Source organism: Kitasatospora sp. NBC_00315 (genome assembly GCF_041435095.1).
In the GTDB taxonomy this organism is placed as follows: domain Bacteria; phylum Actinomycetota; class Actinomycetes; order Streptomycetales; family Streptomycetaceae; genus Kitasatospora.
Window position 1 is genome coordinate 1,900,439 of record NZ_CP108025.1, and the last position, 25,195, is coordinate 1,925,633.

At 73.6% G+C, this 25,195-nt stretch carries 18 protein-coding genes; 2 read left to right on the top strand and 16 right to left on the bottom strand.

Annotation, left to right across the window (positions count from 1 at the left end; all coding sequences use genetic code 11):
• Positions 1–48: 48 nt before the first annotated feature.
• The 8 genes from OG823_RS07920 to OG823_RS07955 form a co-directional block, all read right to left on the bottom strand.
• Positions 49–945 carry a hypothetical protein gene (locus tag OG823_RS07920; protein ID WP_371478679.1) on the bottom strand — a complete coding sequence of 299 codons (897 nt, stop codon included), beginning with the start codon at positions 943–945 and terminating at the stop codon, positions 49–51.
• 73 nt (positions 946–1,018) lie between these two features.
• Complete coding sequence (locus OG823_RS07925; protein WP_371478681.1) at positions 1,019–1,837, bottom strand: shikimate 5-dehydrogenase; 819 nt, start codon at positions 1,835–1,837, stop codon at positions 1,019–1,021.
• Between the two features lie 124 nt (positions 1,838–1,961).
• The gene (locus tag OG823_RS07930) at positions 1,962–2,459 is read right to left on the bottom strand and encodes a DUF6328 family protein (protein WP_371478683.1); all 498 of its coding nucleotides are present in this window, start codon (positions 2,457–2,459) and stop codon (positions 1,962–1,964) included.
• Positions 2,460–2,561: 102 nt separating this feature from the next.
• Entirely contained in the window at positions 2,562–3,185 is a 624-nt protein-coding gene (locus tag OG823_RS07935; RefSeq protein ID WP_371478685.1) for a GNAT family N-acetyltransferase, read from the bottom strand.
• Positions 3,186–3,331: 146 nt separating this feature from the next.
• Positions 3,332–4,822: a GH1 family beta-glucosidase gene (locus OG823_RS07940; protein ID WP_371478686.1), complete on the bottom strand. Its 1,491-nt coding sequence runs from the start codon at positions 4,820–4,822 to the stop codon at positions 3,332–3,334.
• Positions 4,823–4,926: 104 nt separating this feature from the next.
• Positions 4,927–5,841 carry a carbohydrate ABC transporter permease gene (locus OG823_RS07945; RefSeq protein WP_371484353.1) on the bottom strand — a complete coding sequence of 305 codons (915 nt, stop codon included), beginning with the start codon at positions 5,839–5,841 and terminating at the stop codon, positions 4,927–4,929.
• Between the two features lie 44 nt (positions 5,842–5,885).
• Positions 5,886–6,896 carry a carbohydrate ABC transporter permease gene (locus OG823_RS07950; protein WP_371478687.1) on the bottom strand — a complete coding sequence of 337 codons (1,011 nt, stop codon included), beginning with the start codon at positions 6,894–6,896 and terminating at the stop codon, positions 5,886–5,888.
• 281 nt (positions 6,897–7,177) lie between these two features.
• Positions 7,178–8,512 (bottom strand): extracellular solute-binding protein, encoded by a 1,335-nt coding sequence (locus OG823_RS07955; protein WP_371478688.1) that lies wholly within the window; start codon positions 8,510–8,512, stop codon positions 7,178–7,180.
• Between the two features lie 1,212 nt (positions 8,513–9,724).
• Here OG823_RS07955 and OG823_RS07960 point away from each other — a divergent pair.
• Positions 9,725–10,954 (top strand): glycoside hydrolase family 6 protein, encoded by a 1,230-nt coding sequence (locus tag OG823_RS07960; RefSeq protein ID WP_371478689.1) that lies wholly within the window; start codon positions 9,725–9,727, stop codon positions 10,952–10,954.
• A 356-nt stretch (positions 10,955–11,310) separates the two neighbouring features.
• Positions 11,311–12,711 (top strand): ABC transporter substrate-binding protein, encoded by a 1,401-nt coding sequence (locus tag OG823_RS07965; RefSeq protein WP_371478691.1) that lies wholly within the window; start codon positions 11,311–11,313, stop codon positions 12,709–12,711.
• 103 nt (positions 12,712–12,814) lie between these two features.
• Here OG823_RS07965 and OG823_RS07970 read toward each other — a convergent pair whose 3' ends face one another.
• The 8 genes from OG823_RS07970 to OG823_RS08005 form a co-directional block, all read right to left on the bottom strand.
• Entirely contained in the window at positions 12,815–15,472 is a 2,658-nt protein-coding gene (locus tag OG823_RS07970) for a phosphatidylglycerol lysyltransferase domain-containing protein (RefSeq protein ID WP_371478693.1), read from the bottom strand.
• Positions 15,469–16,794 carry an alpha/beta hydrolase gene (locus tag OG823_RS07975; RefSeq protein ID WP_371478694.1) on the bottom strand — a complete coding sequence of 442 codons (1,326 nt, stop codon included), beginning with the start codon at positions 16,792–16,794 and terminating at the stop codon, positions 15,469–15,471. Before OG823_RS07975 ends, OG823_RS07970 begins: the two co-directional genes overlap by 4 nt.
• Before the next feature lie 255 nt (positions 16,795–17,049).
• Positions 17,050–18,048 (bottom strand): methylmalonyl Co-A mutase-associated GTPase MeaB, encoded by a 999-nt coding sequence (gene meaB, locus OG823_RS07980; RefSeq protein ID WP_371478695.1) that lies wholly within the window; start codon positions 18,046–18,048, stop codon positions 17,050–17,052.
• Positions 18,049–18,061: 13 nt separating this feature from the next.
• Entirely contained in the window at positions 18,062–20,278 is a 2,217-nt protein-coding gene (scpA, locus tag OG823_RS07985) for a methylmalonyl-CoA mutase (RefSeq protein ID WP_371478697.1), read from the bottom strand.
• A complete protein-coding gene (gene mutA, locus OG823_RS07990; RefSeq protein WP_371478698.1) occupies positions 20,275–22,158 on the bottom strand; it encodes a methylmalonyl-CoA mutase small subunit in 1,884 nt (627 codons plus the stop codon). Before mutA ends, scpA begins: the two co-directional genes overlap by 4 nt.
• 322 nt (positions 22,159–22,480) lie before the next feature.
• Positions 22,481–23,176: a 4'-phosphopantetheinyl transferase gene (locus tag OG823_RS07995; protein WP_371478699.1), complete on the bottom strand. Its 696-nt coding sequence runs from the start codon at positions 23,174–23,176 to the stop codon at positions 22,481–22,483.
• Between the two features lie 165 nt (positions 23,177–23,341).
• The gene (aroH, locus tag OG823_RS08000; RefSeq protein ID WP_371478700.1) at positions 23,342–23,749 is read right to left on the bottom strand and encodes a chorismate mutase; all 408 of its coding nucleotides are present in this window, start codon (positions 23,747–23,749) and stop codon (positions 23,342–23,344) included.
• A complete protein-coding gene (locus OG823_RS08005; RefSeq protein ID WP_371478701.1) occupies positions 23,750–25,138 on the bottom strand; it encodes a class II 3-deoxy-7-phosphoheptulonate synthase in 1,389 nt (462 codons plus the stop codon).
• Positions 25,139–25,195: the final 57 nt, after the last annotated feature.

The following is a 25,195-nucleotide window of genomic DNA, read 5'->3' on the forward strand; positions in this document are numbered from 1 at the left end:
GGAGGCTGCCCGGGGACAGCGGGGAGCCTCCCCGGGCGGCGGCCCCGGTCACTCCACCGGGAAGTCGCCCAGCGTGAACGGCAGGCCGAGCCGCTCGACGATCCGGCGGCCGAGCGGCGCGGCCGCCTCGTGCAGGCGGCGGGCGTCGTCCGTCCCGATCGCCTGCCAGGGGGCCGCTGCGAGGCGGTCGGTGGCGTCCTCGACCTCCTCGCGGAGCGTTCGGCCCTCGGGGGTGAGGGTGCCGTCCGCGGCCAGCAGGCCGCGGGCGGCGAGGCGCTGCTCGGCGGCCTCCCAGTCGGTGTCGCTCCACTCCCGGCGGGCCTGGATGCTCGCCCGCCGCTCGCCGCCCGCGGCGGTGATGGTGACCAGCGCCTCGACCGGGTCCAGACCGAGGTGGAGCAGGGCCTCGTGGTGGCCGTCCCCCCGGTACTCACGCAGCGTGGTGGCCGCCTGCCAGAGCGCGAGATGCGGCTCGGCGGGCAGCGGCAGCGCGCTGTTGGCGGCGCCCAGCGGCCGGCCGTAGCCGGTGCAGGCGGCCGCCGCGCGGGCGGCCAGGGCCGCCGCGTCGGCGAGCGCGTCCGAGCCGATCAGCCGGTCGCCCAGCAGGTCCCGAAGGGCCCGGTCGGCGGCGACCAGCCGGGCGGCCAGGACTACCTCGGGCGTGGTCACCGCCCAGATCTGCGGGATCTCCCGGGCGGCCATCCGCGGGTTGAAGTGGTAGAAGACCGCGTCCACCACGGCCGGACGGACGGCGCCCAGCGGCGCGATGCGACCGGCGTAGTAGGGCGCCCAGGCGCTGGTCAGACCGATCTCCCGGAAGACCTCGGTGGCCTGCGGGGCGAGAATGATCACCGCGTGGTACGGCTCCAGGGCGTCACGCAGGGCGCGGGCGCGGCGCAGCGCGAGGGGGCGCGGGGACACGGCCTGGTCGGTGGTGACGGGCACGGTGGTTCTCCATAATTTAACAACCTAGACCATTGAGGTTGTCAACCATACCCCTGGTCGCCGCGACCGGCGGTCAGGCTCGCGCGTACGCCGCCGCCCGCTCCACCAGCTCCTGCGGCGGACGCACGCCGGTGTACAGCACGAACTGCTCCAGCCCCTGCCGCACCAGCACCTCGTGCCCGCTGATCACCTGCTTGCCGTGCTCGCGCGCGTACCGCACCAGCGGCGTCGCCTCCGGCAGGGCGACCACGTCGAAGACCGTCCGCGCGGCCTCGACGGTGGCGGTCTCGAAGGCGAGGTCGTCCGCCTCGCAGCCGCCCCGCATGCCGATCGGCGTCGCGTTGACGATCAGGTCCGCGCGCAGCCCGCCGGCCTCCGCCCGCCAGGCGTAGCCGTGCGCGTCGGCCAGCGCGCGGCCGGCGGCCTCGTTTCGCGCGACGACCGTGCCCGAGCGGAGGCCGGCGTCGCCGAGCGCGCCGAGCACGGCCTTGGCCATGCCGCCGCTCCCCCGTACCGCGACGCTCGCCCCGGCGGGCACCTGGTGGGTGTCGAGCAGTTGCCGGACGGCGAGGTAGTCGGTGTTGTGGGCGCGCAGCACACCGTCGTCGTTGACGATCGTGTTGACCGACCGGATGGCGGCGGCGGAGGCGTCGAGTTCGTCGACGAGGGCGATCACGTCCTCCTTGAACGGCATCGAGATCGCGCAGCCCCGGATGCCCAGGGCCCGCACGCCGCCGATCGCCGCCGGCAGGTCGGTGGTGGTGAACGCCTTGTAGAGGTAGTCCAGCCCCAGCTCTCCGAACAGGAAGTTGTGGAACCGGGTGCCGAAGTCACCCGGCCTGGCCGCCAGGGACATGCACAGCCGGGTGTCCTTGCTGATCCGCGTCGTCATGCTCCGCCGCCTCGCCCTTCGTCCCGCCGTGACGGACGCCCCGTCCGTGCTCGCGCACTCACCCTGCCCGATCGGGGCGATCGCGCCAAAGCGGCGCGGCCACGCGGGCGGGGTGTCCGGGCGGTCAGGAGCGGCGCAGCGCCCGGGGCAGCACGAACCAGAGGGCGGCGAACATGGCGACGGTGGCCGAGCCGACGGCGAGGGCCGCCCCGGTGCCGAGCACCACGTCGGTCACCAGCAGGACCGACCCGCTGAGGGCGAGTGCCAGGAAGAGCTGGCCGATCAGCGCGAATCGGGAGGAGATCGCGACGATCCGCCGCTTGGCGCCCTGGTGGAACAGGCCCCGGTGCAGGGCGACCGGGGTGGCGAGGACGGCCGAGGCGACCACCGAGAGCAGCAGGGTGGTGAGGTAGACGCCGGTCTCGAAGTCGCTGAGCTGCGGGAAGCGGCTGGTGAACGCCAGGCCGAGCAGGAACGCGAAGACGATCTGGACCCCGGTCTGCAGCACCCGCAGTTCCTGGAGCAGCTCGATCAGGTTCCGGTCGGCCCGCTCGTCCGGTGTCTCGCGGCGCTCCGCGGGCGGTGGGGAGGAGTCGGGCACGCCGTCCGCGGGGGTCGTCACCGACAGCAGCGTCGCGCACCGAGGGCGGGCACGCAAGCCCCGTGCCCCGGTCGGCGCAACGGCGCGAACGACCGGGGCCCGCGGAGCGCGGTGGCCGGGCTCTCAGAGCGCGGTGGCCCGGCCGAGGTAGGTGAGCGGGCCCGGGTCCGGCACCGGGACGACGTGGAACCCGAGGCGGTCGTAGAAGGCGCGTGCACCGGTGTTGACGCTCACCATGCCGAGGTGGACCCGGCCGGCTCCGGCCCGGTGCAGCGCCGCGAGGAAGGTCTCCATCAGCAGCCTGCCCCAGCCGCGGCCCTGGTGCTCCGGCAGCAGGTCGATGTGCAGATGGGCCGGGTAGTCGGCGAGCTCGGGCAGGATCATCCGCTCGGGGGTGTGCAGCAGCAGCGCCATCAGCTCGTCGCCGTCCGCGGGCTCGCCGGCCGGCGGCGGGTACAGGTGGCCGACCTGCGGCAGCCAGCGCTCGCGGAACCCGGCGACGAAGCGGACGGTGTCGCTGGTGCCGAGGACGTAGCCGACGGCGTTGCCCGAGCCGTCGTCCAGCACGAAGGCGAGGCCGGGTTCGAGTTCGAGGTAGGGCGCGGCGAAGTTGTGCGGGAGCACGTCCTCGTTGCGGTACAGCCCTCGGGCGTCGCCACCCGCCTCGGCGGTGCGGACGCAGATGTCGAAGACGGCGGCCCGGTCGGCCGGCTGCCAGGGGCGGACGAACGGATTCGGGCTCTCCATCGGACGGCCTCTCCTCGGCGCGCGTGCGGGGGTGTGCTCCGGACGTGGATGGGCCGGGCGCGGCAGACCCTCGACTGCCGTGCCCGGCCCGCCGGGGTGCGCGGGGGTGGTCCCCGACGCCCGTGCACCCCGGCCGCGGCCCGGTGTCAGGCGAGGCCCTCCACCGGGGGGATCGTGTTGCTGCGGACCGTCCGCGCGTACCAGCGTGCGCTGGCCTTGGGGATGCGCTCCAGGGTCCGGTAGTCGACGTAGACCGCGCCGAAGCGGCGGCTGTAGCCGTAGGACCACTCGAAGTTGTCCAGCAGCGACCAGAGGAAGTAGCCGCGCACGTCGGCGCCGTCGGCGATGGCCCGGTGCACGGCGGCCAGGTGGCGGTGGACGTAGTCGATCCGGCGCGGGTCGAGCACCTCGCCCTGCTCGTTGACGGTGTCCTCGAACGCGGCGCCGTTCTCGGTGATCATCAGCGGCAGCCGGGGGTAGCGCCGGGCGACGTCGGTGATCAGGTCGTAGAGGCCGCTCGGGTCGATCGCCCAGTTCATCGCGGTCAGCTCGCCCGGGGCCAGGTGGAAGACCACCTGCTCGGAGCCGGGCCACGGCGAGTGGTCGCTGGCGCCGTGGGCGTCGTTCTTCGCGGCCTCGCCGGGCGAGAGCTCCTGGCCCTCGACCGGGGCCGAGACCAGCGTCGGGCTGTAGTAGTTGATGCCGAGGACGTCGATCGGCGCCGCGATCACCGCTTCGTCGCCGGGCAGCACCAGGGCGTCCCAGTCGAGCAGGTGGGCGGTGTCGGCGCGCAGGTCGGCGGGGTAGGCGCCGTCCAGGATCGGCCCGGTGAAGACCCGGTTGCCCACCGCGTCGATCCGGCGGGCGGCGTCCTGGTCCTGCGGCGAGTCGGTCAGGGCCCGGACCTGGTGCAGGTTGAGGGTGATGGAGACCTTGGCGTCGGCGGGCAGCGCCGCGCGCAGGGCCGCCACCGCCCGGCCGTGGGCCAGGTTGAGGTGGTGGGCGGCGCGCAGGGCGTCCGCCGGGTCGGTGCGGCCGGGAGCGTGCACGCCGGAGCCGTAGCCGAGGAAGGACGAGCACCAGGGCTCGTTCAGGGTGGTCCAGAACTTGACCTTGTCGCCGAGCGCCTCGGCGGCGATCCGGGCGTACTCGGCGAAGCGGTCGGCGGTCTCGCGCACCGTCCAGCCGCCCAGGTCCTCCAGCTCCTGCGGGAGGTCCCAGTGGTAGAGCGTGGCGACCGGCTCGATGCCGGCCGCGAGCAGCTCGTCCACCAGGGCGCGGTAGAAGTCGAGGCCGCGCTCGACCGCCGGGCCGCGCCCGGTGGGCTGCACCCGGGACCAGGAGATCGAGAACCGGTAGGCCTTGATGCCCAGTTCGGCCATCAGTGCGACGTCCTCGCGGAACCGGTGGTAGTGGTCGGTGGCCACGTCGCCGGTGTCGCCCTCGTGCACCTTGCCGGGGGTGCGGCTGAAGGTGTCCCAGATCGAGGGGGTGCGGCCGTCCTCCGCGGCCGCGCCCTCGATCTGGTACGCGGCCGTCGCAGCGCCCCACAGGAAGGTTCTCGGGAAGGCCAACTGCCCTTCCTGGTCCACTGCGGCGGCCGGGCTGTGCGGGACGGGACGGGACGCGACTGTCATGGGAGGACACTCCATTGTTGTGCAGGGGGACAGCGGGGACTGCGGTCGTGCAGCGGACTGCGGGTGCGGCCGGCGGCGGGGAGGACCCGGGCGGCGCCTCGGGCTCAGCCCTTGACGGCGCCCTGGGCGATGCCGCCGACGATGTGCTTGCCGAACAGCAGGAACACCACCAGCAGGGGGACGGTGCCGATCAGCGCACCGGCCATGATCACCGACCAGTCGGTCGACCAGCCGGTGCCGAGACCGGCCAGGGCGACCTGGACGGTCGGGTTGCTGGAACCGTTCATCGCGATGATCGGCCAGAGGAAGTCGTTCCAGGACTGGACGAAGGTGAGCATACCGAGCACCGCCATCGCCGGCCGGGCAATCGGCACGACCACGTGCCAGACCACCCGCAGCGAGTTGGCACCGTCCATCCGGGCGGCCTCCAGCAGCTCGGTCGGCAGCGCCTGGACCAGGTACTGCCGCATGAAGAACACGCCGAACGCGGTCACCAGCGAGGGCAGGATCAGCGCGCTCAGGTGGTTTCCCTGGCCCAGGTTCTTCATCAGGATGAACAGCGGCACGACGCTGAGCTGGGCCGGCACCGCGAGGGTCGCCAGCACCAGGCCCATCATGACGCCGCGCCCGGGGAAGCGGAGCTTGGCGAAGGCGAACCCGGCCAGCAGCGAGAACGCGACGGTGCCGATCGTGACGGAGCTCGCCACCAGGGTGGAGTTGAGCAGGGCAACGCCCATGCCCCGCCCGCCCGCGTTGTGCCAGACGTAGTTCAGGTTCTTGAACAGGTTGCCGCCCGGCAGCAGCGGCGGCGGGGTGGACACCACGGCGTGGGTGTCGGTGGAGGCAGCGACCAGCGTCCAGTACAGCGGGAAGAGCGAGGCCAGCGCGACCACGATCAGCACGACGTAGGTCAGCGGGCCGGCGTGGTGCTGGCGGCCCGCGCCCTGCTTCCGCGAGCGGAGGCGGCGCCGGGCGGGCGGGGTGGCGTCGACCGGGGCGGACGGCGCCTTCGACGTCATCGGCCCGGATGCGGCCTGGTGTACGGCGGTCATGGTTCCTCCTCTCACTGCGACTTGCGCAGGCGGCGGGCGATCAGGGCGTTGACGAGGCCGATCAACAGCAGCAGGGCGAACATCGTCCAGGCGATGGCGGAGGCCCGGCCGAGCATGCTGTTGCGGAAGCCCTGGTCGTACATGAACACGCCGAGGGTTTCGTACTGGTTGGCGGTGCCGCCCTGATGGCCGCTCTGGCCGCCGAACAGGAAGGGCTCGCCGAAGAGCTGGGTGGCGCCGATGGTCGAGACGACGGCGGTGAACAGGATGGTGGGCCGCAGAGCCGGCACCGTCACGTTGAGGAACTGCTTCCACCGGTTGGCGCCGTCCAGCGCGGCGGCCTCGTAGAGGTCACCGGGGACCGCCTGCATGGCGGCCAGGTAGATCAGCGCGTTGTAGCCCGTCCAGCGCCAGGTCACGATCACCGAGATGGCGAACTGGGAGGTCCAGCTGCCGGCCTCCCAGGCGACCGGGTCCATCCCGAAGAGGCCGAGGAACCAGTTGGCCATCCCGCTCTCGGGGCTGAAGATCAGCGCGAACACCAGGGTGGCCGCGGCGACCGAGGTCGCGTACGGGGCCAGCAGCGCCGTGCGGAAGAACGAGCGGGCGCGCAGCTGGTAGTTGAGCAGGTGCGCCAGGCCGATCGCGATCATCAGCTGCGGCACCGTGGAGAGGATGCCCAGCGTGATCGTGTTCCACAGGGCGTTCCAGAAGAAGTGACTGGCCGGCCCGGTGAACAGGTCGGTGTAGTTCTTCAGCCCCACCCAGGTGGACTGGTCGACGTTGTAGAGGCTCACCTGGTGAAAGGAGAGCCAGCCGGTGTAGAGCAGCGGGAAGAGCCCGAACACCGCGAACACCAGGAAGAACGGCGCCACGAAGACGTAGGGCGAGCCCTTGGTGTCCCAGCGGTAGAGGCGACTGCGCCACGCCTGGCGCGGGGAGCTCCCGGGCGGTGTGCGGTCGGGTCGGTCGGGCGTCGCGGAGCCTGGATCGCTCCCGCGGGCACTGATGGAGGTGGCCACGTGTGGCTTCCTTCCGTGGTTTGCTGCCTTCGGCCCACTGGCGAGGGCCAGTGGGATGCCGCCGGGCTTCGGGTCGTTGGACCGCCGACCCGGAGCACGACGGCGGGGCCGGGTGCCGGACGGGAGTCCGAGGGACGTCGGAGTTGAGTCCGAGGAGGGTCGGCGCGGAGCCGCCGTACTGCCGGTACGGGACCGATGTGGAGCTTCCCGTACCGACGGGGCCGGTACGGGACCGACGGGGCCGGGCCGCCCGGTGCTCGACCGGGCGGCCCGCCGCACTGCTACTGGATGGTGCTGTCGATCTGCTTGACCGTCGCGGCCCAGGCGTCGCCGGCCGCCTTGCCGTTCTGCTCGACCAGCAGGATGCCGTTGCTGAAGGCGCTCTGCAGGTCACCGGCCTTGGGGCCGGTCTCGGCGGGCTTGATCGCCTTGGCCGCGGTGGAGAAGATCTGGCCGGTCGGCGCGTTCGGACCGATGTAGGGGTTCTTGAAGTCGGTGACCCCGGCCAGCGCGTAGGCCTTCTGGTTGGAGGGGATGTTGCCGACCTTCTGGAAGACCTTGGCCTGCTGCTCCGGCGCGGTCAGCCAGGCCACCAGGTCCTGCGCGGCGGCGACGTGCTTGCCCGAGCTCGGGACGGACAGGAACGAGCCGCCCCAGTTGCCGGCGGCCGGCGCCTGGGCGACGTTCCACTTGCCGGCGTTGGACGGGCCGGCGTACTTCTCGATGTTCGCCTGCTGCCAGGACGGGCAGATGGTGGTGGCGAAGGTGGACTGCGAGAACGCGGTCTGCCAGGTGGGGTCGAACTCCTTCAGGCCCTGCGAGGAGCCGGAGGCGTCGGCCGCCATCGCGAGGTCCCAGGCCGACTTGACGCTGGCCGAGTCCTTGTAGTTGAGCTTGCCGTCCTTGTAGTACTGCTGCGTGTCGCTGGAGACGACGGCGTTGAACAGCCCGGTGGCGGAGTCCATGAAGAAGGTGCCCTTGGGCGCCTTCGCCTGGAAGGTCTTGCCCGCCTCGACGTACTTCGACCAGTCGCCGGCCCAGAGCGCGCTCACCGCGGCCGGGTCGCTGGGCAGACCGGCGGCGGCGAACAGGTCCTGGCGGTAGCAGACGGCCATCGGGCCGACGTCGGTGCCCAGCGCGACGGTCTTGCCGCCGGCGCTGGTGGCCTGCTGCCACTTCCAGTCCAGGTAGTCCTCCTTCTTGACACCGGGGGCCTTGGAGAGGTCCGCGAAGGAGCCGCTCAGCGCGTCGGAGGTGGCCAGCGAGATGCGGCCCACCTCGAGCGCCTGCACGTCGTCGAGGCCGCTACCGGCAGCGAGGTGGGTCTGGACGGCGGTCCAGTAGTCCGCCTCCTGTGTGGTGGTGTTCTCCTTGACGGTGATGTTCGGGTGCAGGGCCGTGTACGCGTCGAAGAGGCCGGCCTCCTTGTAACCGAACGTCCCGAAGTCACCGACCGTGAGGGTGATCTTCTCATTCGAGTCGGCGGTGGCACTGCTGCTGCTCGAACCACTGCTGGAGCAACCGGTGGCCAGCAGCGCCGTGGCGCTCAGCACGGTCGTGACGAGCAGGGCGGCCCGACGGGAACGGGTGGTGCGGGCGGCACGGGACGTGCGCATGTCCATCTCCTTGGTCCGAGCAGCGGCGGTGCGGCTCGGGAATGGGGCGGAAGCGAGATCGGGAGGCCGGTGTCCGGCTGGGAAACAGCGACTCTGGGGAACTGCGACTTCGGGTGGTACGGACGCCGGGAGTACCGACCTGTGGTTCCGGAGTGTGGATCCACCTGCGATCCGGCTGCAGAAGTGGCCTGCAGGTCCGGCTGCAATGTGGGAGCGCTCCCATGCGTCTGCCGAGAAGGTTCCTTCCCGTCCGGCAGGCGTGTCAAGGGATGAAGTCCAAGACGTTACCGGAGCGTGTCCTGCGGGCGGCCTGCCGGAACGGCCCCCGACGGCCCCCCGGGCGACCGAGCGGGACGGCATCCGCGCAGGTGGACCCGGTTGGGGCGGACCCGCACCATCGGGCCGGGAGCACCTTCGGCGGCCGCCGGGCCCGCGTCGGCTCGAAGCGGCCTCCGGCGGCCGGCGCGGCCCCCGCCGACCGACCGGCCCGGGTGGGACGGCGGCCATGACGTGACCACACCAGGGCGTGGGATTCCCACTCCGCACCCACGGTGCACCCCCGACCCCGCCTCCGGGCGGACGGTCGCTGAACAGCGGCCGACCGCCGCGCGGGCCGCCGTGCCGGGGCGCCGGCCGCCCGCGCGGACGGACCGCGGCAGTGCTCCGGCACCCGCTCCGGGGCGGCCGCCCGGCCGCCCCGCCCGGGCCGCTCCACCGGCCAACACGCTCCGACCTGAGCCCCGTTGATGATCAAATTATCGAAGCGTCGAACACTCATTCAGAGATTTGAGGCAGCGGGCCCCCGCGAGCCGCGAGGAGCCACCGAGCCCGCCGGGCCGCTTCAAGAGTTGAAGCCTGCTGGATCACTTGACTCCCCCGCCGGGACTCTGACTTCATGTGTGGCGGTCCACCGCCCCCACGATGCCTCGCGGTGGCCCACTGCCCCGGTATCTGGGAGCGCTCCCAGATACCGGGAGCACCTGCCCACCGCACGGCTCCGCCCCCGGCCCGCTCCGGGCCCGCACCAGGCACCCTCCGGGGGCCGCTCCGCCTGGCCCCGCACCGGGGCCCGGCCCCGGGCGCCCCGGCCGCACGCCCACCGATCCGTGCCCGTCCGTCCGTGCCCCCGTCCAGCGCCCCCGTCCAGCGCCCCCGGCGCCCCAGCGACCGCACCGCTACCGCGCCCCTCCAACCGCACCCGGGAGTTTCCCCATGCGCATCGCCCGCACCGCCCGAGCGGCACTCGCCGTGACCGCGACCGTGGCCGCCGTGGCCGGCCTCGCCGCCGGCCCGGCCGCCGCCTCGGGCCCGGCAGGCCCGGCGGCCGCCCACTCCGCGCCCGCCCGCACCCTGCCCGCCGACACCCGCTTCCTCGTCGACCCGACCGGCAAGGCCGCCGCCCAGGCCGTCACCGACCTGAAGGCCGGGGATCCGGCGGGCGCCGCCGCGATGGCCCGGCTGGCGAGCCAGCCGGTCGCCCAGTGGTTCACCGGCACCGCCGACCCCGCCCAGACCACCCGCGACATGGCCGTACTGCAGGCCAAGGCGGCCCTGCTGCACCGCACGCCGGTGGCGGTCGCCTACAACGTCCCCGGCCGCGACTGCTCGCAGTACTCGGCCGGCGGCGCGGCCGACTCCACCCAGTACGCGACCTGGATCGACGCCCTGGCCAAGGGCATCGGCAACCACCGGACCGTGGTCGTGCTGGAGCCGGACGGCCTCGCACTGAGCCCGTCCTCCTGCGGCGGCACCGCCGCCCAGCAGGCCGAGCGACTCGCCGAGGTCAACGCCGCCGTCGACCGGCTGGAGCAGCAGAGCGGCGCGCTGGTCTACCTGGACGGCGGGCACAGCTCCTGGCAGAACGTGGGCACCATGGCGCAGCTGCTGAACGACGGCGGCATGGCGCGCGCCCAGGGATTCTTCCTCAACGTCTCGAACTACCAGACCGACCCCGACCTGATCCGCTACGGCACCCAGGTCGCCGAGTGCGCCTGGTACCTGGGCCACACCGCCGGCGCCACGGCCGGCGACTGCGCCAACCAGTACTGGCCGGCCGCCGACGCCGACGCCTGGTACGCCTCGCACGTCCCGGCCGACGCCGTACTGCCGCACTTCGTGATCGACACCAGCCGCAACGGTCAGGGGCCCTGGACGCCGACCGCCTCCTACCCGGACGCCCAGACCTGGTGCAACCCGCCCGGCCGGGGTCTCGGTGTGCGGCCGACCGCGAACACCGGGGTGCCGCTGCTGGACGCCTACCTGTGGATCAAGGTCCCGGGTGAGTCCGACGGCAGCTGCACGCGCGGCACCGCCGGGCCGGTGGACCCCGAGTACGGGGCGGTCGACCCGGCCGCCGGCGTCTGGTGGCCGCAGCAGGCGCTGAGCCTGGTCCGCAACGCCTCCCCGGCCCTGACCTTCGGGCCGCTCTCCTCCCTCGGCTGACGCCGGCGCCGGCCCCGGGTGCCACGGCGCCCGGGGCCGGCCACTCCACGCGTCCGCGCGGAGCCGTCCGCGCGGGTGTCGGCCGCTCCGCGCGCCTGGGCGGCTCCGGCGCGGTCCTCCGGCTCCGCGCGGGTCACGGGTGCCCCCTCACGGGGTCGCGCGCCCGACGCCCGGCCCGATCGCGTCGCTCGGCGCACCGGCCCGACCGGCCGATTCACGGGCGTGATACATCAAGTTCATGCCAATGACACGGTTTGACAACACGTCAATCGTCGATCTTGACCCTTTCCGGCGCTTGCCCGACCCTTCGATGGGAGCGCTCCCACCTCCTTGCTCGTCCGAGAGGCAGAACCACCATGCCGAGCAGCCACCCCCTCTCCGCCCCGCGGCCGCGACAGCCCCACGCCCGTCCGCCGGGCGCGGCACCCCGGCCCCGCAGCGGGCCCGTACGCCTGGCGGCCGCCCTGGCCACCGGGGTCCTGCTGCTCACCGGCTGCGCGTTCCAGCACGGACCGGCCGCCGCGGTGGCCACCGAGGGCCCCACCGCGCGGCCGACGAACGCCGGGACGATCACCCTGACGGTCGGCGAGTTCGGCACCTTCGGCTACCACGAGGCCGGGCTCTACGACGAGTACATGGCCGCCCACCCCGACATCAACATCCACGCCCAGGCCACCCAGGACGGCCAGACGTACTGGGACGCGCTGAGCCCCAAGCTGGCCTCGGGCACCGGGCTCGCCGACATCCAGGCCGTCGAGGTGGGCTACATCGCCCAGGCGACCAGCACCTACGCCGACGCCTTCACCGACCTCGGCAAGGCCTCCGGGGTCGACCCGAAGGCCTGGCTCCCGTGGAAGTCCCAGCAGGCCACCACCACCGACGGGGCGCTGATCGGTCTGGGCACCGATGTCGCGCCGATGGCGATCTGCTACCGCAAGGACCTCTTCAAGCAGGCCGGCCTGCCCACCGACCGCGACGCGGTGGCGGCCCTGTGGCAGGGCGACTGGAACAAGTTCCTCGATGTCGGCCGGCAGTACCAGGCCGTCGCACCCGCCGGGACCGCCTTCACCGACTCCGTCGGCGGCCTGTTCAACGCCGTGCTCTCCAGCGAGCCGCAGCAGTACTCGGACGCCTCCGGCAAGCTCGACTACCAGGACAGCCCCGGGGTGAAGAAGGCCTGGGACATCGCGGTGAAGGCCGCGCAGGACAAGCTGACCGCCGGGCTGACCCAGTTCCAGGGCGACTGGAACACCGGCTTCTTCCTCTCCAGGTTCGCCACCGTCGTCTGCCCGTCCTGGATGACCGGTGTCATCAGCAGCAACTCCGGCGACGCCGGCCAGGGCCAGTGGGACATCGCCCAGGCACCCGCCGCCGGCAACTGGGGCGGCGCCTTCCTCACCGTCCCGAAGGCGAGCGCGCACCCCAAGGAGGCCGCCGCACTCGCCGCCTGGCTCACCGCGCCCGCGCAGCAGGCCAAGGTCTTCGCCAAGGTCGGCAACCTGCCCTCGACCGTCGCGGGGCTCAAGGAGCCGGCCGTCCAGGGGGGCAAGCTCGCCTACTTCGGCGACACCCCCGTCGGCCAGATCTACGCGGCGGCCGCGCAGTACATCCGGCCCGCGCCGATCGGCAAGGACGACGGCACGGTGAAGACCGTCCTCACCGAGACCGCCCTCCCGTCGATCGAGAGGAGCGGCACCGACCCGAAGACCGCCTGGAACAACGCGGTCAAGCTGATCAAGCAGAAGACGGACGGCTGAGCCGGCGGCCCTCCCGGCGGGCGGCGGGCACCCCGCGCCCGCCGCTAGCCGCCCGCCGCTCCCCCGGCGGGCGGGCGCCGTCCCGGCCCCGCCCGCCGCCCGCTCAGGCCGACAGCCGGCGCATCAGCCGCACGCCCTGGGCCGCGGTCAGGTGCGGCAGGTAGGCCTTGCCGATCGCCCGGGTGATGCTGGGCAGCGCGGCCGGATCGGGGTAGACCATGTACATCGGCCGGTACTCGGGCTGGAACTTGGCCTTGAAGGCGATCAGCGACCGGAAGCCGTAGACCGGCTCCAGCACCTTGCCCATCCAGTCCAGCATCCGCTGCAGCGCGGTCGGCGGCTCCCCGTGGCCGGAGCGGGCCAGCGGAGCGCCCGACAGGGAGAGGAAGCGGGCGCCCTCCTCCTTGAAGCCCAGCGCGGCGGAGGCGATCAGGAACTCCATCACGCCCCGGAAGCCGTCCGAGGCGCGGCGCATGAAGTCCAGGGTCCAGCCGACCGGCCGGCCGTCCTCGTAGACCGGCATCCAGCTGGTGACCCCGTGCACCCGGCGCTGCGCGTCGACGGCGAGCAGGACCCGGACGGCCGGGTCCTCCAGCTCCTCCAGCCCACCGAGGGTGAAGCCCATCTCCGGCAGGCCCTTCTCCGAGACCCATTCCTCGGAGATCGAGCGGATCTGGTCCCGCAGGTCGGCCGGGGCGTCCCGGTAGGTCCACCACTCGGCGGCGATGCCCTGCTTCCCGGCCTTGTTCAGCGAGGTCCTGACGTCCTGCCACTTCTTGCCGGTGAAGGCCAGCTCGGGCAGCGACACCACGGTGTCCTCGGCGACCTGCAGCGAACGCCAGCCGAGTTCGGCCCCGGCCGCGCGGATCTCCGGGGTGACGCTGTAGAAGCACGGCGTCCAGCCCCGGGAGTCGCAGTGCCGGGCGAAGCCGGCCACCGCCCGCCGCCGCGCCGCCGGTTCGCCGAAGGGGTCCCCGGTGGTGAGCGCGACGGTGGACAGTACCCGGTACGGGACCGCCGCCAGGCCCTCCTCGTCGAACCAGTAGTGGTTGCCCTCCCAGGTGCTGAGGAAGGAGAGCGTGCCACCGCCGTGCGCGGTGAGCAGGGCCCGGGCCCGGGCCGCGTCCTCGGCGCCCACGTGCAGCACGGGCCTGCGCAGGGCCACCAGGAGCGCGGCCAGCAGGACGCTCCAGAACACCAGGCCGCAGTAGGTCACCAGGGCCCGCGCGACGCCGCCGACCGTGACCGGGTAGTCCGCGAGCAACTCGCCGTAGGCGGGCGGGAGGTACTCCGAGGGCAGCTCCGCCACCAGCCGCCAGGCGGTCGCCCCCGGCTCGTACCGGCCCCGGGCCAGGACGCCCGCACCGACGTACACGGCCGAGGTGAGCAGCAGCGCCGCGCCGACGACCGCGCCGAGCCGGCGCACCACCCGCCGGGCCATCCGCTGCTGGAAGCGGTGCCTGGTCCGCAGGAGCAGCGCGGTGGTCAGCACCGGCAGCAGCAGGGCCTCGACCAGGAACTCGACCACGGAGCGGGTGCCCGCCGGCTGCTCCAGGGCGGAGAGGTCGTCGGCGAGCAGCCGCAGGAGCAGGAACGCCCAGATCAGCTCGGTGACGACGGTGATCCGCCACGCCGCCCGCAGGCCGCGCCGCAGGCCCTCGGCGAGCACCAGCAGCAGGGCGGGCACGGCGGCGGCCATCAGCCGGCCCGGAGAGTGGAAGAAGTCCTGGACGGCGTGCACCCGGGCGCACTCCCGCACCGAGGAGGCGCAGAGGTCGGCGACCTCCGCGGAGGAGTAGGCGCGCGAAAGGTACAGGTCGGAGAGACTGTTGAAGGGGCCGATGGCGTCGTCGTAGAGCGAGGCGACCAGCGGCCCGACCGCCGCGGCGAGCAGGCACAGGGCCACCAGCACCCTGGTCTCGCCGTGCGAGGAGCCGTACCGCAGGCGCGGCTCGTGGCGGTGCAGCACCGCGCCGAGGGCCAGGCCGGTCAGCGCGCCGGCGAGTTCCTGGACCCCCCACAGGTGCCCGATGTAGAGCGTGGAGACCAGGGGGACGAGCACCACCAGCAGGTGCAGCCGGCGGCGCCAGAGCACGGTCAGGCGCCGCCCGAGCAAGGCCGCGAGCACGAACAGGCCGGCGCCGGGGCCGGCCACCACCTGGTCCCTGATGTCGAAGGTCCACCCTTCGCCCAGGGCGATGCCCAGGCGCACCAGCCCGGTGCCGAGCAGCGTGGCGAGGATCTGCCCGGCGAGCAGCACGAGGACGCTGCGGCGGCGCCCGAGGCGGCGTTCGGCGACCGGTCCGACCAGGAGCAGCAGCGCGCTGGTGGCGAGGTAGGCCCCGATGCCGGAGCACCACAGCAGTGAGGTGAGCGGCGTCCACCAGCGGCCGGCGTCCAGCGTCGGCAGGCCGATGCCGATCCGGTCGGCGAGCGCGCCCGGCGGGCCGGTGCGCAGGCTGCCGGTGGCCGCGCCGACGATCCACAGCGCGGCGAGCAGGGTGAGGGTGAGCGGCGCGGTCCGCAGTCGGCGGGCGTGCCGCGCCCAGCGGGCGTCGGCCCGCTCGGGCGCCGCCGCGAGCGGAAGCCCGGCGGGCGGGCCTTCACCGGGCGGGGCTTCACCGGGCGGGACGGCGCCGGGCGGGGCGTCGTCGGGGTGGACCCGGACCGCGCCGGGCGGGGCGTCGTCGGGGTGGACGGGCCCCGGGTGGCGGGCGCCGGCCGGGCGGGTGCCGGCGCCGGTGGTCGTCGGCGCGCTCATCCGAGCAGTCCGGTCCGCCTGGCGAGCCAGGGCAGGTTGTCACCGATACCGGCCCGGAACACGGTCCAGTCGTGCCAGCCGGACTTGACCTGCAGTTCCACCGCGGCACCGGCCCGGACGGCGGCCGCGTGCATCCTCTCCTGCTGCGGCCGGAACTCGCCGTCCCGGTCGCCGACCACGAAGATCCCGGCGGTGTCGGGGAAGTTCTTCCTGGCCATCACATGGGCCGGGTCCACGGCGTCGAAGGCGCTCTCGTCGCCGCCGAATGCCTCCCTGACGCTCTTTCCGTGACTGCCGAGGGTGGGCTCCTGCTGGCCCGAGATGTCGATGAAGGAGCCGTAGACGTCGGGAGCGTTGAGGGCCAGCTGGAGCGAGCAGGTGCCGCCGAAGGAGAGGCCGGCCACGGCCCAGGCCTGACGGCCGGTGGCGGTCTGGAGGGTGGCGTGGACCCAGGCGGGCACGTCCTGGGCGAGGTAGGTCTGCGCCTTCGCGAGCCGGGAGTCCATGCAGAGCTGGTTCACCCAGGGGGATCCGGTCGGGTCGGCGACGACCACGATCGGAGCCAGGCCCCGGTGCCCGGCGGCGAAGCCGTCCATCATCTCCTGCAGGGCGCCGGAGTGCACCCAGTCCTCCGGCGCGCCGGGCTGCCCGGGCAGCAGGACGAGAACCGGGAGCAGCGGGCGGGGGTTCGTCCGGTAGGCGGGCGGCAGGTAGACGTAGCCGGTGCGGGTCCGGAAGCCGGAGTGCCGCCCGGGTATCGAGACGGCCGAGAGGGTGCCCTTGGCCGGCATGTCGGCGGGCGGGCGCCAGACGTCGGCGAGCGGCCTGCCGGGCGGCGCGGCGAGCGTGCCGCCGGCCGGGGCGGCGACCAGTGCGCCGGGGCCGCCGAGCCACGGGGCCAGCAGCACTCGGGGCGTCGGGTACTGGTCGAACAGCCGGTTGACCTGGGAGGAGGCCATCAGCACGACCAGGCAGGCGGCGAGGGCCGCGAGCAGCCGGCCGCGCACGGCCGAGCCGGGCATCCGGAACCCGGCGAGGCACAGGCCGAGGACGGCCACGCCGATCCAGGCCGTCACCCGGCCGGGCAGCCCCTCGGGGAAGGGCTGCCACCAGTCGTCCACGGCGATGTCCAGCAGCAGGGTCAGCCCGGTGGCCAGCAGCACCGCCGCGGGCAGCCGCCGCAGCGCCCACCGGCGGCCGCGCGGGAGGCCGAGCAGGAGCAACGCGCCCGCGCCCGCCACGAGTACGGCGTACGGGACGGGCCCGTGCGTGAGTGGCCAGTCCAGCGGGTGGTGCCGGCCGGCGGCGAGCGCCCTGCTCATCCTGCTCCTTGCCTCGCGGTGCGGGACGCACCGCTGTCGCGGCCGCGACGGTGTGCCGTCGCGGCCGTTTCTCCACGCCGCGACCGCAGGCGGCGGCGAGGGCTCCCGGCCGACCGGCCGGGAGCCCTCGCCGCCGCTTCCCGTCGTGGATCTCCCGTGCCGGAGCACGACACCCCCTGTGGCGTCGCCCCCGCAGATGGTGGACGCCCGCCGACGCGGCGCGGTTCCCCTCCCCCGGGGTTGGTCGCGCCGGGCTCAGGCCGGGTCGGCCGGGCGGCCGAAGCCGGCGAGGATCCGTTCGGCGGCGAGTGTCGCCGTCAGCCGGCCCTCGCGGACCTGCTGTTCCAGCTCCGGGGTGATCCGGCGCACCTCGGGGTGCTCCCGGAGCCGGGCGAGCAGCTGGTCGTGGACCATCGCCCAGGTCCAGTCGACCTGCTGCTCACGGCGCCTGGCCTCCAGCGCACCGGTCGCGCCGAGGATCTCGCGGTGCTGCAGAAGCCGCTCCCAGAGCACGTCCAGGCCGGCGCCGTCGCGCCCGCTGCAGGTCAGCACCGGCGGTGCCCAGGCCGCGTCGGGCGCCTGGAGCAGCCGCAGCGCGCCGGCCAACTCCCTTGCCGCGGAGCGCGCGTCGAGCTCGTGCGGACCGTCCGCCTTGTTGACCGCGACGATGTCGGCGAGCTCCAGGACGCCCTTCTTGATGCCCTGCAGCTGATCCCCGGTACGGGCCAGGGTGAGCAGCAGGAAGGTGTCCACCATGCCCGCGACGGCGGTCTCCGACTGGCCGACGCCGACGGTCTCCACCAGGACCACGTCGTAGCCGGCGGCCTCCATCACGATCATGCTCTCGCGGGTGGCGCGGGCCACCCCGCCGAGGGTGCCCGAGGTCGGCGAGGGGCGGACGAAGGCGTTCGGGTCGACGGCCAGCTTCTCCATCCGGGTCTTGTCGCCCAGGATGGAGCCGCCGGTCCGGCTGGAGGAGGGGTCGACGGCGAGCACCGCGACCCGGTGCCCGGCCCCGGTGAGCATGGTGCCCAGGGCCTCGATGAAGGTGGACTTGCCGACGCCGGGGACCCCGGTGATGCCGACCCGGACGGCGTTGCCGGAGTGCGGCAGCAGCTGCACCAGCAGTTGCTGGGCGAGCGCCCGGTGGTCGGGTCGGGTGGACTCCACCAGGGTGATGGCCCGTGCGATGTACGCGCGGGAGCCGTCCCGGACGCCCTGGAGGTACTGCTGCAGATCGATCACCCTGGCCATCGTCGTCAGTGGCTCACAGCTCGTGGCCGAGGTCGGCGGCGAGGGTTCTGAGCAGGTCGTGGGCGGCGTCGGGGATGACGGTGCCGGGTGGGAAGACGGCGGCGGCGCCGGCCGCGTAGAGGGCGTCGAAGTCCTGTGGGGGGATGACGCCGCCGACGACGATGGTGATGTCGGCGCGGCCGGCGTCGGCGAGTGCGGTGCGCAGGGCGGGGACGAGGGTGAGGTGGCCGGCGGCGAGGGAGGAGACGCCGACGATGTGGACGTCGGCTTCGACGGCCTGGCGGGCGACTTCGTCGGGGGTCTGGAAGAGCGGGCCGACGTCGACGACGAAGCCGAGGTCGGCGAAGGCGGTGGCGATGACCTTCTGGCCGCGGTCGTGGCCGTCCTGGCCCATCTTGGCGACCAGGATGCGCGGGCGGCGGCCCTCGGCCTCCTCGAACGCTTCGACGAGTTCGCGGGTGCGCTGCACGGCGGTGGAGGGTCCTGCCTCGTCGCGGTACACACCGGAGATGGTACGGATCTGGCCGGAGTGGCGCCCGTAGACGGCCTCCAGGGCGTCGGAGATCTCCCCGACGGTGGCCTTGGCGCGGGCCGCGTCGACGGCCAGTGCCAGCAGGTTGCCCTCCAGGGTGGTGCCGGGCAGGGGGCCGGCCTCGGCGGAGGCGGTGAGCGCGCGCAGCGCGTCCTGGCAGGCCTGCTCGTCGCGTTCGGCGCGCAGCCGGCGCAGCTTGTCGATCTGCTGGGTGCGTACGGAGGAGTTGTCGACCTTGAGGACGTCGATGTGTTCGTCGGTGGCGACGCGGTACTTGTTGACGCCGATGACGGGTTGGCGGCCGGAGTCGATGCGGGCCTGGGTGCGGGCGGCGGCTTCTTCGACGCGCAGTTTGGGGATGCCCGCGTCGATGGCCTTGGCCATGCCGCCGGCCGCTTCGACCTCCTGGATGTGCTGCCAGGCGCGGCGGGCGAGGTCGTCGGTGAGCTTTTCGACGTAGGCGCTGCCGCCCCAGGGGTCGATGACGCGGCAGGTGCCGGATTCCTGTTGGAGGAGGAGTTGGGTGTTGCGGGCGATGCGGGCGGAGAAGTCGGTGGGCAGGGCGAGTGCCTCGTCGAGGGCGTTGGTGTGCAGGGACTGGGTGTGGCCCTGGGTGGCGGCCATCGCCTCCACGCAGGTGCGCGTCACGTTGTTGAAGACGTCCTGGGCGGTCAGCGACCAGCCGGAGGTCTGCGAGTGGGTGCGCAGCGACAGTGACTTGGGGTTCTTCGGTTCGAACTGCGCGACGAGTTTGGCCCAGAGCAGGCGGGCCGCGCGGAGCTTGGCGATCTCCATGAAGAAGTTCATGCCGATGGCCCAGAAGAACGACAGTCGGGGTGCGAAGGCGTCGACGTCCATGCCGGCCTCCAGGCCGGCGCGCAGGTACTCCACGCCGTCGGCGAGGGTGTACGCCAGTTCCAGGTCGGCCGTGGCGCCGGCCTCCTGGATGTGGTAGCCGGAGATGGAGATGGAGTTGTAGCGCGGCATCTTCTGCGAGGTGTACGCGAAGATGTCGGAGATGATCCGCATGGACGGCTGCGGCGGGTAGATGTAGGTGTTGCGGACCATGAACTCCTTGAGGATGTCGTTCTGGATGGTCCCCGCGAGCTGCTCGGGCGCGACCCCCTGCTCCTCGGCGGCGACGATGTACAGCGCCAGGACGGGCAGGACGGCGCCGTTCATGGTCATCGACACCGACATCTTGTCCAGCGGGATGCCGTCGAAGAGCTGGCGCATGTCGTAGATCGAGTCGATGGCGACGCCCGCCATGCCGACGTCGCCGGTCACCCGGGGGTGGTCGCTGTCGTAGCCGCGGTGGGTCGGCAGGTCGAAGGCGACCGACAGGCCCTTCTGGCCGGCCGCCAGGTTGCGGCGGTAGAACGCGTTGGACTCCTCCGCGGTGGAGAACCCGGCGTACTGACGCACCGTCCACGGCTGGTTGACGTACATCGTCGGGTACGGCCCCCGCAGGAACGGCGCGACACCCGGGTAGGTGCCCAGGAAGTCCAGGCCGGCCAGGTCCTCACCGGTGTACAGCGGCTTGACGCCGATGCCCTCGGGAGTGTCCCAGACCAGCTCCTCGACGTCCTTGCCCGTCGCCTGCCGCCAGGCCTGGCGCCACTGCCCGCCGGTGACGCCCGGGGCGCCCGGGGCGCCGGCCTCGTCCTCCAGGCCGATCTCACTGAAGTCGGGGATCACCGTGCCGCTCCGATCTCGTCGAGAACCGAGGTGAGGGCGGCGACGGCGTCGCAGCCCGCGAAGACGTACCCGTCCACCCCGGCCCGTTGATACGCCTCCCGCTGCCCGCCCGGCTTGCCCGCCAGCAGCACGCGCACCGCGCCCGCCGCCTTCAGCGCCGCCGCGACGGCCTCGCCCTGCTCGGCGTAGAGCCCGTCACTGGAGCACAGGCAGACGACCCGGGCGCCGCTCGCGGCGAACGCCGCCACCAACGCGGCCGGTTCACCCCCCTCACCGAGCCCGGTGGCGATGCCACCGGCCTGGAACAGGTTGGCGGCGAAGGCGGAGCGCCCGGCGTGCACGGCCGCCGGGCCGATGGCCGCCAGGAAGACCAACGGACGCGCGCCGGTAGCGGCCAACCACTCGTCGGAGCGGGTGCGCAGTGCCTCGAAGGCCCCCGAGCGCCGAACCCTCGGCAGGCCGCCACCACCTTGCGCCACCGCCCGCTCGCGAACCACCGGCTGCTCGCCCAGGTTGGGGAACTCACTCACACCGGTGACAGGTTCACGACGGTGCGCGATGTCCTCACAGCGCCGGGCCCAGGTCTCCGCGATCCGCTCGCCGACCAGACCCGAGCGCAGCGCGGCGTACTGGCCGCCGGCCCGCTCGATCTCCTGGAACCACGCCCAGGCCGCACCCGCCAACTCATCCGTCAGCCGCTCGACGTACCAGGACCCTCCGGCCGGGTCGATCACCCGCCCCAGGTGCGACTCCTCCAACAGCACGGCCTGGGTGTTGCGGGCGATCCGACGGGCGAACGCGTCCGGCAGCCCGAGCGCCTCGTCGAACGGAAGCACACTCACCGCCTCCGCACCACCGACCCCCGCCGCCAGGCAGGCGACGGTCGTGCGCAGCATGTTCACCCACGGATCACGCTCGGTCATCATCACCCGAGACGTGACGGCGTGCTGGCGCTGCGCCGAGGCGTCCGCAGCCGCACCGGCCACCTGCGCCACCCGGGCCCAGACCCGGCGCGCGGCACGGAACTTGGCGATGGTCAGGAACTGGTCGGCGGTGGCCGCGTAGCGGAACTCCAGCTGCCCGCAGGCCTCGTCGACACTCAGCCCGGCGGCGGTCAGCTCCCGCAGATACGCGACGCCGGTCGCCAGCGAGCAGCCGAGTTCCTGCGCGGCGGAGGCGCCCGCGTCGTGGTAGCCGAGGGCGTCCACGGTGAGGGCCCGCAGGTTCGGGTGCCGGCGGACGGCGGTGGCGGCCAGCGCCGCCGCGTCGGCCAGCTGCCGCGTGGTGTGCTCGCTCGACCCGGTACGGGCGAGCAGTGCGAGCGGGTCGGCTCCCAGGTTGCCGCAGGCCGCCTCGGCCGGCACCTCGCACTGCGCGTACACGGCGAGCAGCCGCTCGGCGGCGGCGACGAAGTCAGCGCCCGGGTCGAGGACCACGGACGCGAGATCCAGGTAGACGCCCTTCAGGACCTCCGCCAGGGCGTCCACCGGCACACCGCCCTCGCCCACCGTCAGCCAGAGGCTGGTGACGCCGTTCTCCAGGTCCGCCAGCACCGCCTCGTTGGTGTGCCGCGGGTCCGGGTGGGCGTGACACTGGCGCACGTCCCAGCCCGAGAGCACCGACCCGGCGGCCCTGCCCCCGCGCACGAACGGCGGGAAGCCCGGGTAGCCGGGGTCGGCCGCCGCGTCGGCGGCGGTGTACAGCGGGCGGGCGCGGAGCCCGTCCCCGATATCGGTGGAGAGGGCGTCCTCAGCCAGGACGCCCTCGACGTTCGAGGCGCCTGACTTGCGCAGGACGCCTTCGACAAGGAGCTGCCACTGCTCACGGGTTGCGTCCGGGAACTCGGCGGCCAGGGGGAGCCCTTCGGGCAGGACCGTCATGGAGGCAGGCTATGGGTGGAACGCCCCCCGCCGCAGGTTTAACCGATGTGAGCTTTACCTCGCTGCACTCTGCGCCATCGGGGGTGCCGCGCCGCCGAACCGGCCCCGCGGACACCGGCGGGGCGGGCGCTGCGCGGCCTGGTGATCCATCGTGAGCTGCGCCGACGCCCGCCGGCCCGCGGGCGGGCCGGTGGGCGGGGCGCCGGCCGTCGCGGCGGCTCCGGGCCCCCGGGCGGGTGTCCGGCTCCGGCGGGGTCGAGCCGCCCTCGACCCGGGCCCGAGGCGCCTCGACCCGGGCTCGAGGCCGGGCGGCCGCGCGGCCTCAGCGCAGCTCGGCGCGACGCGCCTTCGCGACGGTCTCCTCGGTGACCGTCACCGAGGTCACCACCAGTCCCGACCGGACCAGCCAGCGGCCCTCGAATCCCGGCAGCCGGACCCCTCCGACCACCGGTCCCGGCACCAGCAGCCGGGCCCGGAAGACGCCGGCCATCGGGTCGACGGTCAGCTCCGCCTCGTGGAAGTCCAGCCAGAGACCGGTGAGCGGGAACCAGGCCTTGTAGACGCTCTCCTTCGCGCTGAACAGCAGCTTCTCCCAGTGGATCTCCGGTCGGCGGGCCGCGAGCTCGCGCAGGTGCGGCCGCTCGGCCGGGACGGTGAGCAGCTCGATCATCCCGGGGTCGCGCAGCGGCTCGTGCGGTTCGGCGTCCACCCCGACCGCCAGGACGTCGGCGCGGTGCGCCACCGCGGCGGCCCGGTACCCGGCGCAGTGCGTCATGCTGCCCACCACGCCCTGCGGCCAGACCGGCGCCCCGCGCGCGCCGGAGAGGATCGGCCCGGGTTCGGCGCCCAGCGTCGCCAGCGCCTCGCGGGCGCAGGCCCGTACGGTCGTGTACTCCTGGCGCCGCTTGGGCACCGCGGCGGCCACCGCGCGCTCCTCCTCGGGGTAGAGGTACGCGTCGGCCGCGTCCCCGAAGCGCTCGACGCCGACCATCGTGGGCGGCAGCAGCTGCTCGATCATGCCTGGTACTCCCGGGGAGCGGTGCGCGGTGGCCGGGGCGGCGGACGCCGGGCCCGGGACGGCGGAGCGGTGGTCATCGGTCACACCCCGGACGCTAGGCGCTGGAGAGCCCCTGACGGAACCCCGGCCCGGCGACGGACTCCCCCGCCGCCGGACCCGCCGTGCTCAGCGGCTCCCCGGGCCCACCGCGTCCACGCGCTCGCGCCCGGCCGGGGCCAGGTCGGCGCGCAGCACCCGGGCGCCGCCGAGATAGACGTGGCGCACCAGGGAGCGGGCGAGCCCGCTCTCGGCGGTGACCAGCACCCGTACCGTCCGGGGCAGGGCGCCCTCGACGTCGATCTCCTGGGCGCACATCAGCGGCACCTCGGTGATGCCGAGCTCCCTGGCGGCCCGCGCCGGGAAGGCGCTGCGCAGGTCGGGGGTGGCGGTGAAGATGATGCTGATCAGGTCGTCCGGGCTCAGCCCGTTGACCGCCAACACCTCGGTGAGCAGTGCCTTCACCGCCGTCAGCAGCTCCTGCGGATCGTCCTGTTCGAGCTGGACGGCGCCACGGAACGCCCGTACCCCCTGCACTCAGCCCACCTCGCCGGCCGGCGCACCGGCGACGCCGCCCCGGCCCCGGTACATCTCGGCGACCAGGAAGGCGAGGTCCAGCGACTGGCTGCGGTTGAGCCTGGGGTCGCAGGCGGACTCGTAGCGCTGGTGCAGGTCCTCGGCGCGCAGGCCCTCGGCGCCGCCGACGCACTCGGTGACGTCGTCGCCGGTGATCTCCAGGTGGATGCCGCCCGGGTGGGTGCCGAGCGCCTGGTGGACCTCGAAGAAGCCCGCCATCTCGTCGAGCACCGCGTCGAAGCTGCGGGTCTTGTGGCCGGAGGCCGAGGTGAAGGTGTTGCCGTGCATGGGATCGCACACCCAGACCACCCGGGCGCCGTTCGCGGTGACCTTCTCGACCACCGGCGGCAGCAGGTCGCGGACGCGGTCGGCGCCCATCCGGGTGATGAAGGTCAGCCGGCCGGGCACCCGGTTCGGGTCCAGCCGGTCGATCAGCGCCAGCGCGTCGTCGGCGGTGGTGGTGGGGCCGAGCTTGACGCCGATCGGGTTGTTCACGCCCGCCGCGTACGCGATGTGGGCGCCGTCCAGCTGGCGGGTGCGCTCGCCGATCCAGAGCATGTGGCCGCTGAGGCCGTACAGCTCGCCGGTGACCTCGTCGGGCCGGGTGAGCGCGCTCTCGTAGTCGAGGATCAGGGCCTCGTGGCTGGTGTAGAACTCGGTGTTCCGCAGCTCCTGCGGGTCCACGCCGCAGGCCCGCATGAAGGCGAACGCCGAGTCGATCTCCGAGGCCAGCTGCTCGTAGCGGCGGCCGGCCGGCGAGGCCCGGACGAAGTCCTGGTTCCAGGCGTGCACGTCGTGCAGGTCCGCGTAGCCGCCGGTGACCAGGGCGCGGATCAGGTTGAGGGTGGCCGCCGAGGCGTGGTAGATCCGCTTCAGGCGCTGGGGATCCGGGGTGCGGGACTCGGGGGTGAAGGCGAGACCGTTGACCGCGTCACCCCGGTAGACCGGCAGCGTGACGCCGTCCACGGTCTCGGTCTTCGCGCTGCGCGGCTTGGAGTACTGACCGGCCACCCGGCCGATCTTCACCACCGGCACCTCGGCCGCGAAGGTCAGCACCGCGGCCATCTGCAGCAGCGTCTTCAGCTTGTTGCGGATCTGGTCGGCGGAGACGCCGTCGAAGGTCTCCGCGCAGTCCCCGCCCTGGAGCAGGAACGCCTCGCCGCGGGCGACCGCGGCGAGTCTGGCCCGCAGGGTGTCGCACTCACGGGCGAACACCAGCGGCGGAAAGGTCCGCAGGTCGTCGAGGACGGCGCCGAGCGCGTCCCGGTCGGGCCAGTCGGGCTGCTGGGCCGCCGGAAGCACGCGCCACGGCTGCGTCGGTGAAAGGGTGCGGGTCGGACTCTGAGGCATGGCTCTCTCCGGCTCGATCGATTTCGGGACATGCGTGGGGGACGTGCGGGGTGCGGG

What these genes read in the sequence shown, in the direction of transcription:
- OG823_RS07925 (WP_371478681.1), bottom strand. Translation starts at nt 1,837, where the DNA reads ATGACGACGCGGATCAGCAAGGACACCCGGCTGTGCATGTCCCTGGCG.
- OG823_RS07935 (WP_371478685.1), bottom strand. Translation starts at nt 3,185, where the DNA reads ATGGAGAGCCCGAATCCGTTCGTCCGCCCCTGGCAGCCGGCCGACCGG.
- OG823_RS07940 (WP_371478686.1), bottom strand. Translation starts at nt 4,822, where the DNA reads ATGACAGTCGCGTCCCGTCCCGTCCCGCACAGCCCGGCCGCCGCAGTG.
- OG823_RS07945 (WP_371484353.1), bottom strand. Translation starts at nt 5,841, where the DNA reads ATGACGTCGAAGGCGCCGTCCGCCCCGGTCGACGCCACCCCGCCCGCC.
- OG823_RS07955 (WP_371478688.1), bottom strand. Translation starts at nt 8,512, where the DNA reads ATGCGCACGTCCCGTGCCGCCCGCACCACCCGTTCCCGTCGGGCCGCC.
- OG823_RS07960 (WP_371478689.1), top strand. Translation starts at nt 9,725, where the DNA reads ATGCGCATCGCCCGCACCGCCCGAGCGGCACTCGCCGTGACCGCGACC.
- OG823_RS07965 (WP_371478691.1), top strand. Translation starts at nt 11,311, where the DNA reads ATGCCGAGCAGCCACCCCCTCTCCGCCCCGCGGCCGCGACAGCCCCAC.
- OG823_RS07970 (WP_371478693.1), bottom strand. Translation starts at nt 15,472, where the DNA reads ATGAGCGCGCCGACGACCACCGGCGCCGGCACCCGCCCGGCCGGCGCC.
- OG823_RS07975 (WP_371478694.1), bottom strand. Translation starts at nt 16,794, where the DNA reads ATGAGCAGGGCGCTCGCCGCCGGCCGGCACCACCCGCTGGACTGGCCA.
- meaB (WP_371478695.1), bottom strand. Translation starts at nt 18,048, where the DNA reads ATGGCCAGGGTGATCGATCTGCAGCAGTACCTCCAGGGCGTCCGGGAC.
- mutA (WP_371478698.1), bottom strand. Translation starts at nt 22,158, where the DNA reads ATGACGGTCCTGCCCGAAGGGCTCCCCCTGGCCGCCGAGTTCCCGGAC.
- OG823_RS07995 (WP_371478699.1), bottom strand. Translation starts at nt 23,176, where the DNA reads ATGATCGAGCAGCTGCTGCCGCCCACGATGGTCGGCGTCGAGCGCTTC.
- OG823_RS08005 (WP_371478701.1), bottom strand. Translation starts at nt 25,138, where the DNA reads ATGCCTCAGAGTCCGACCCGCACCCTTTCACCGACGCAGCCGTGGCGC.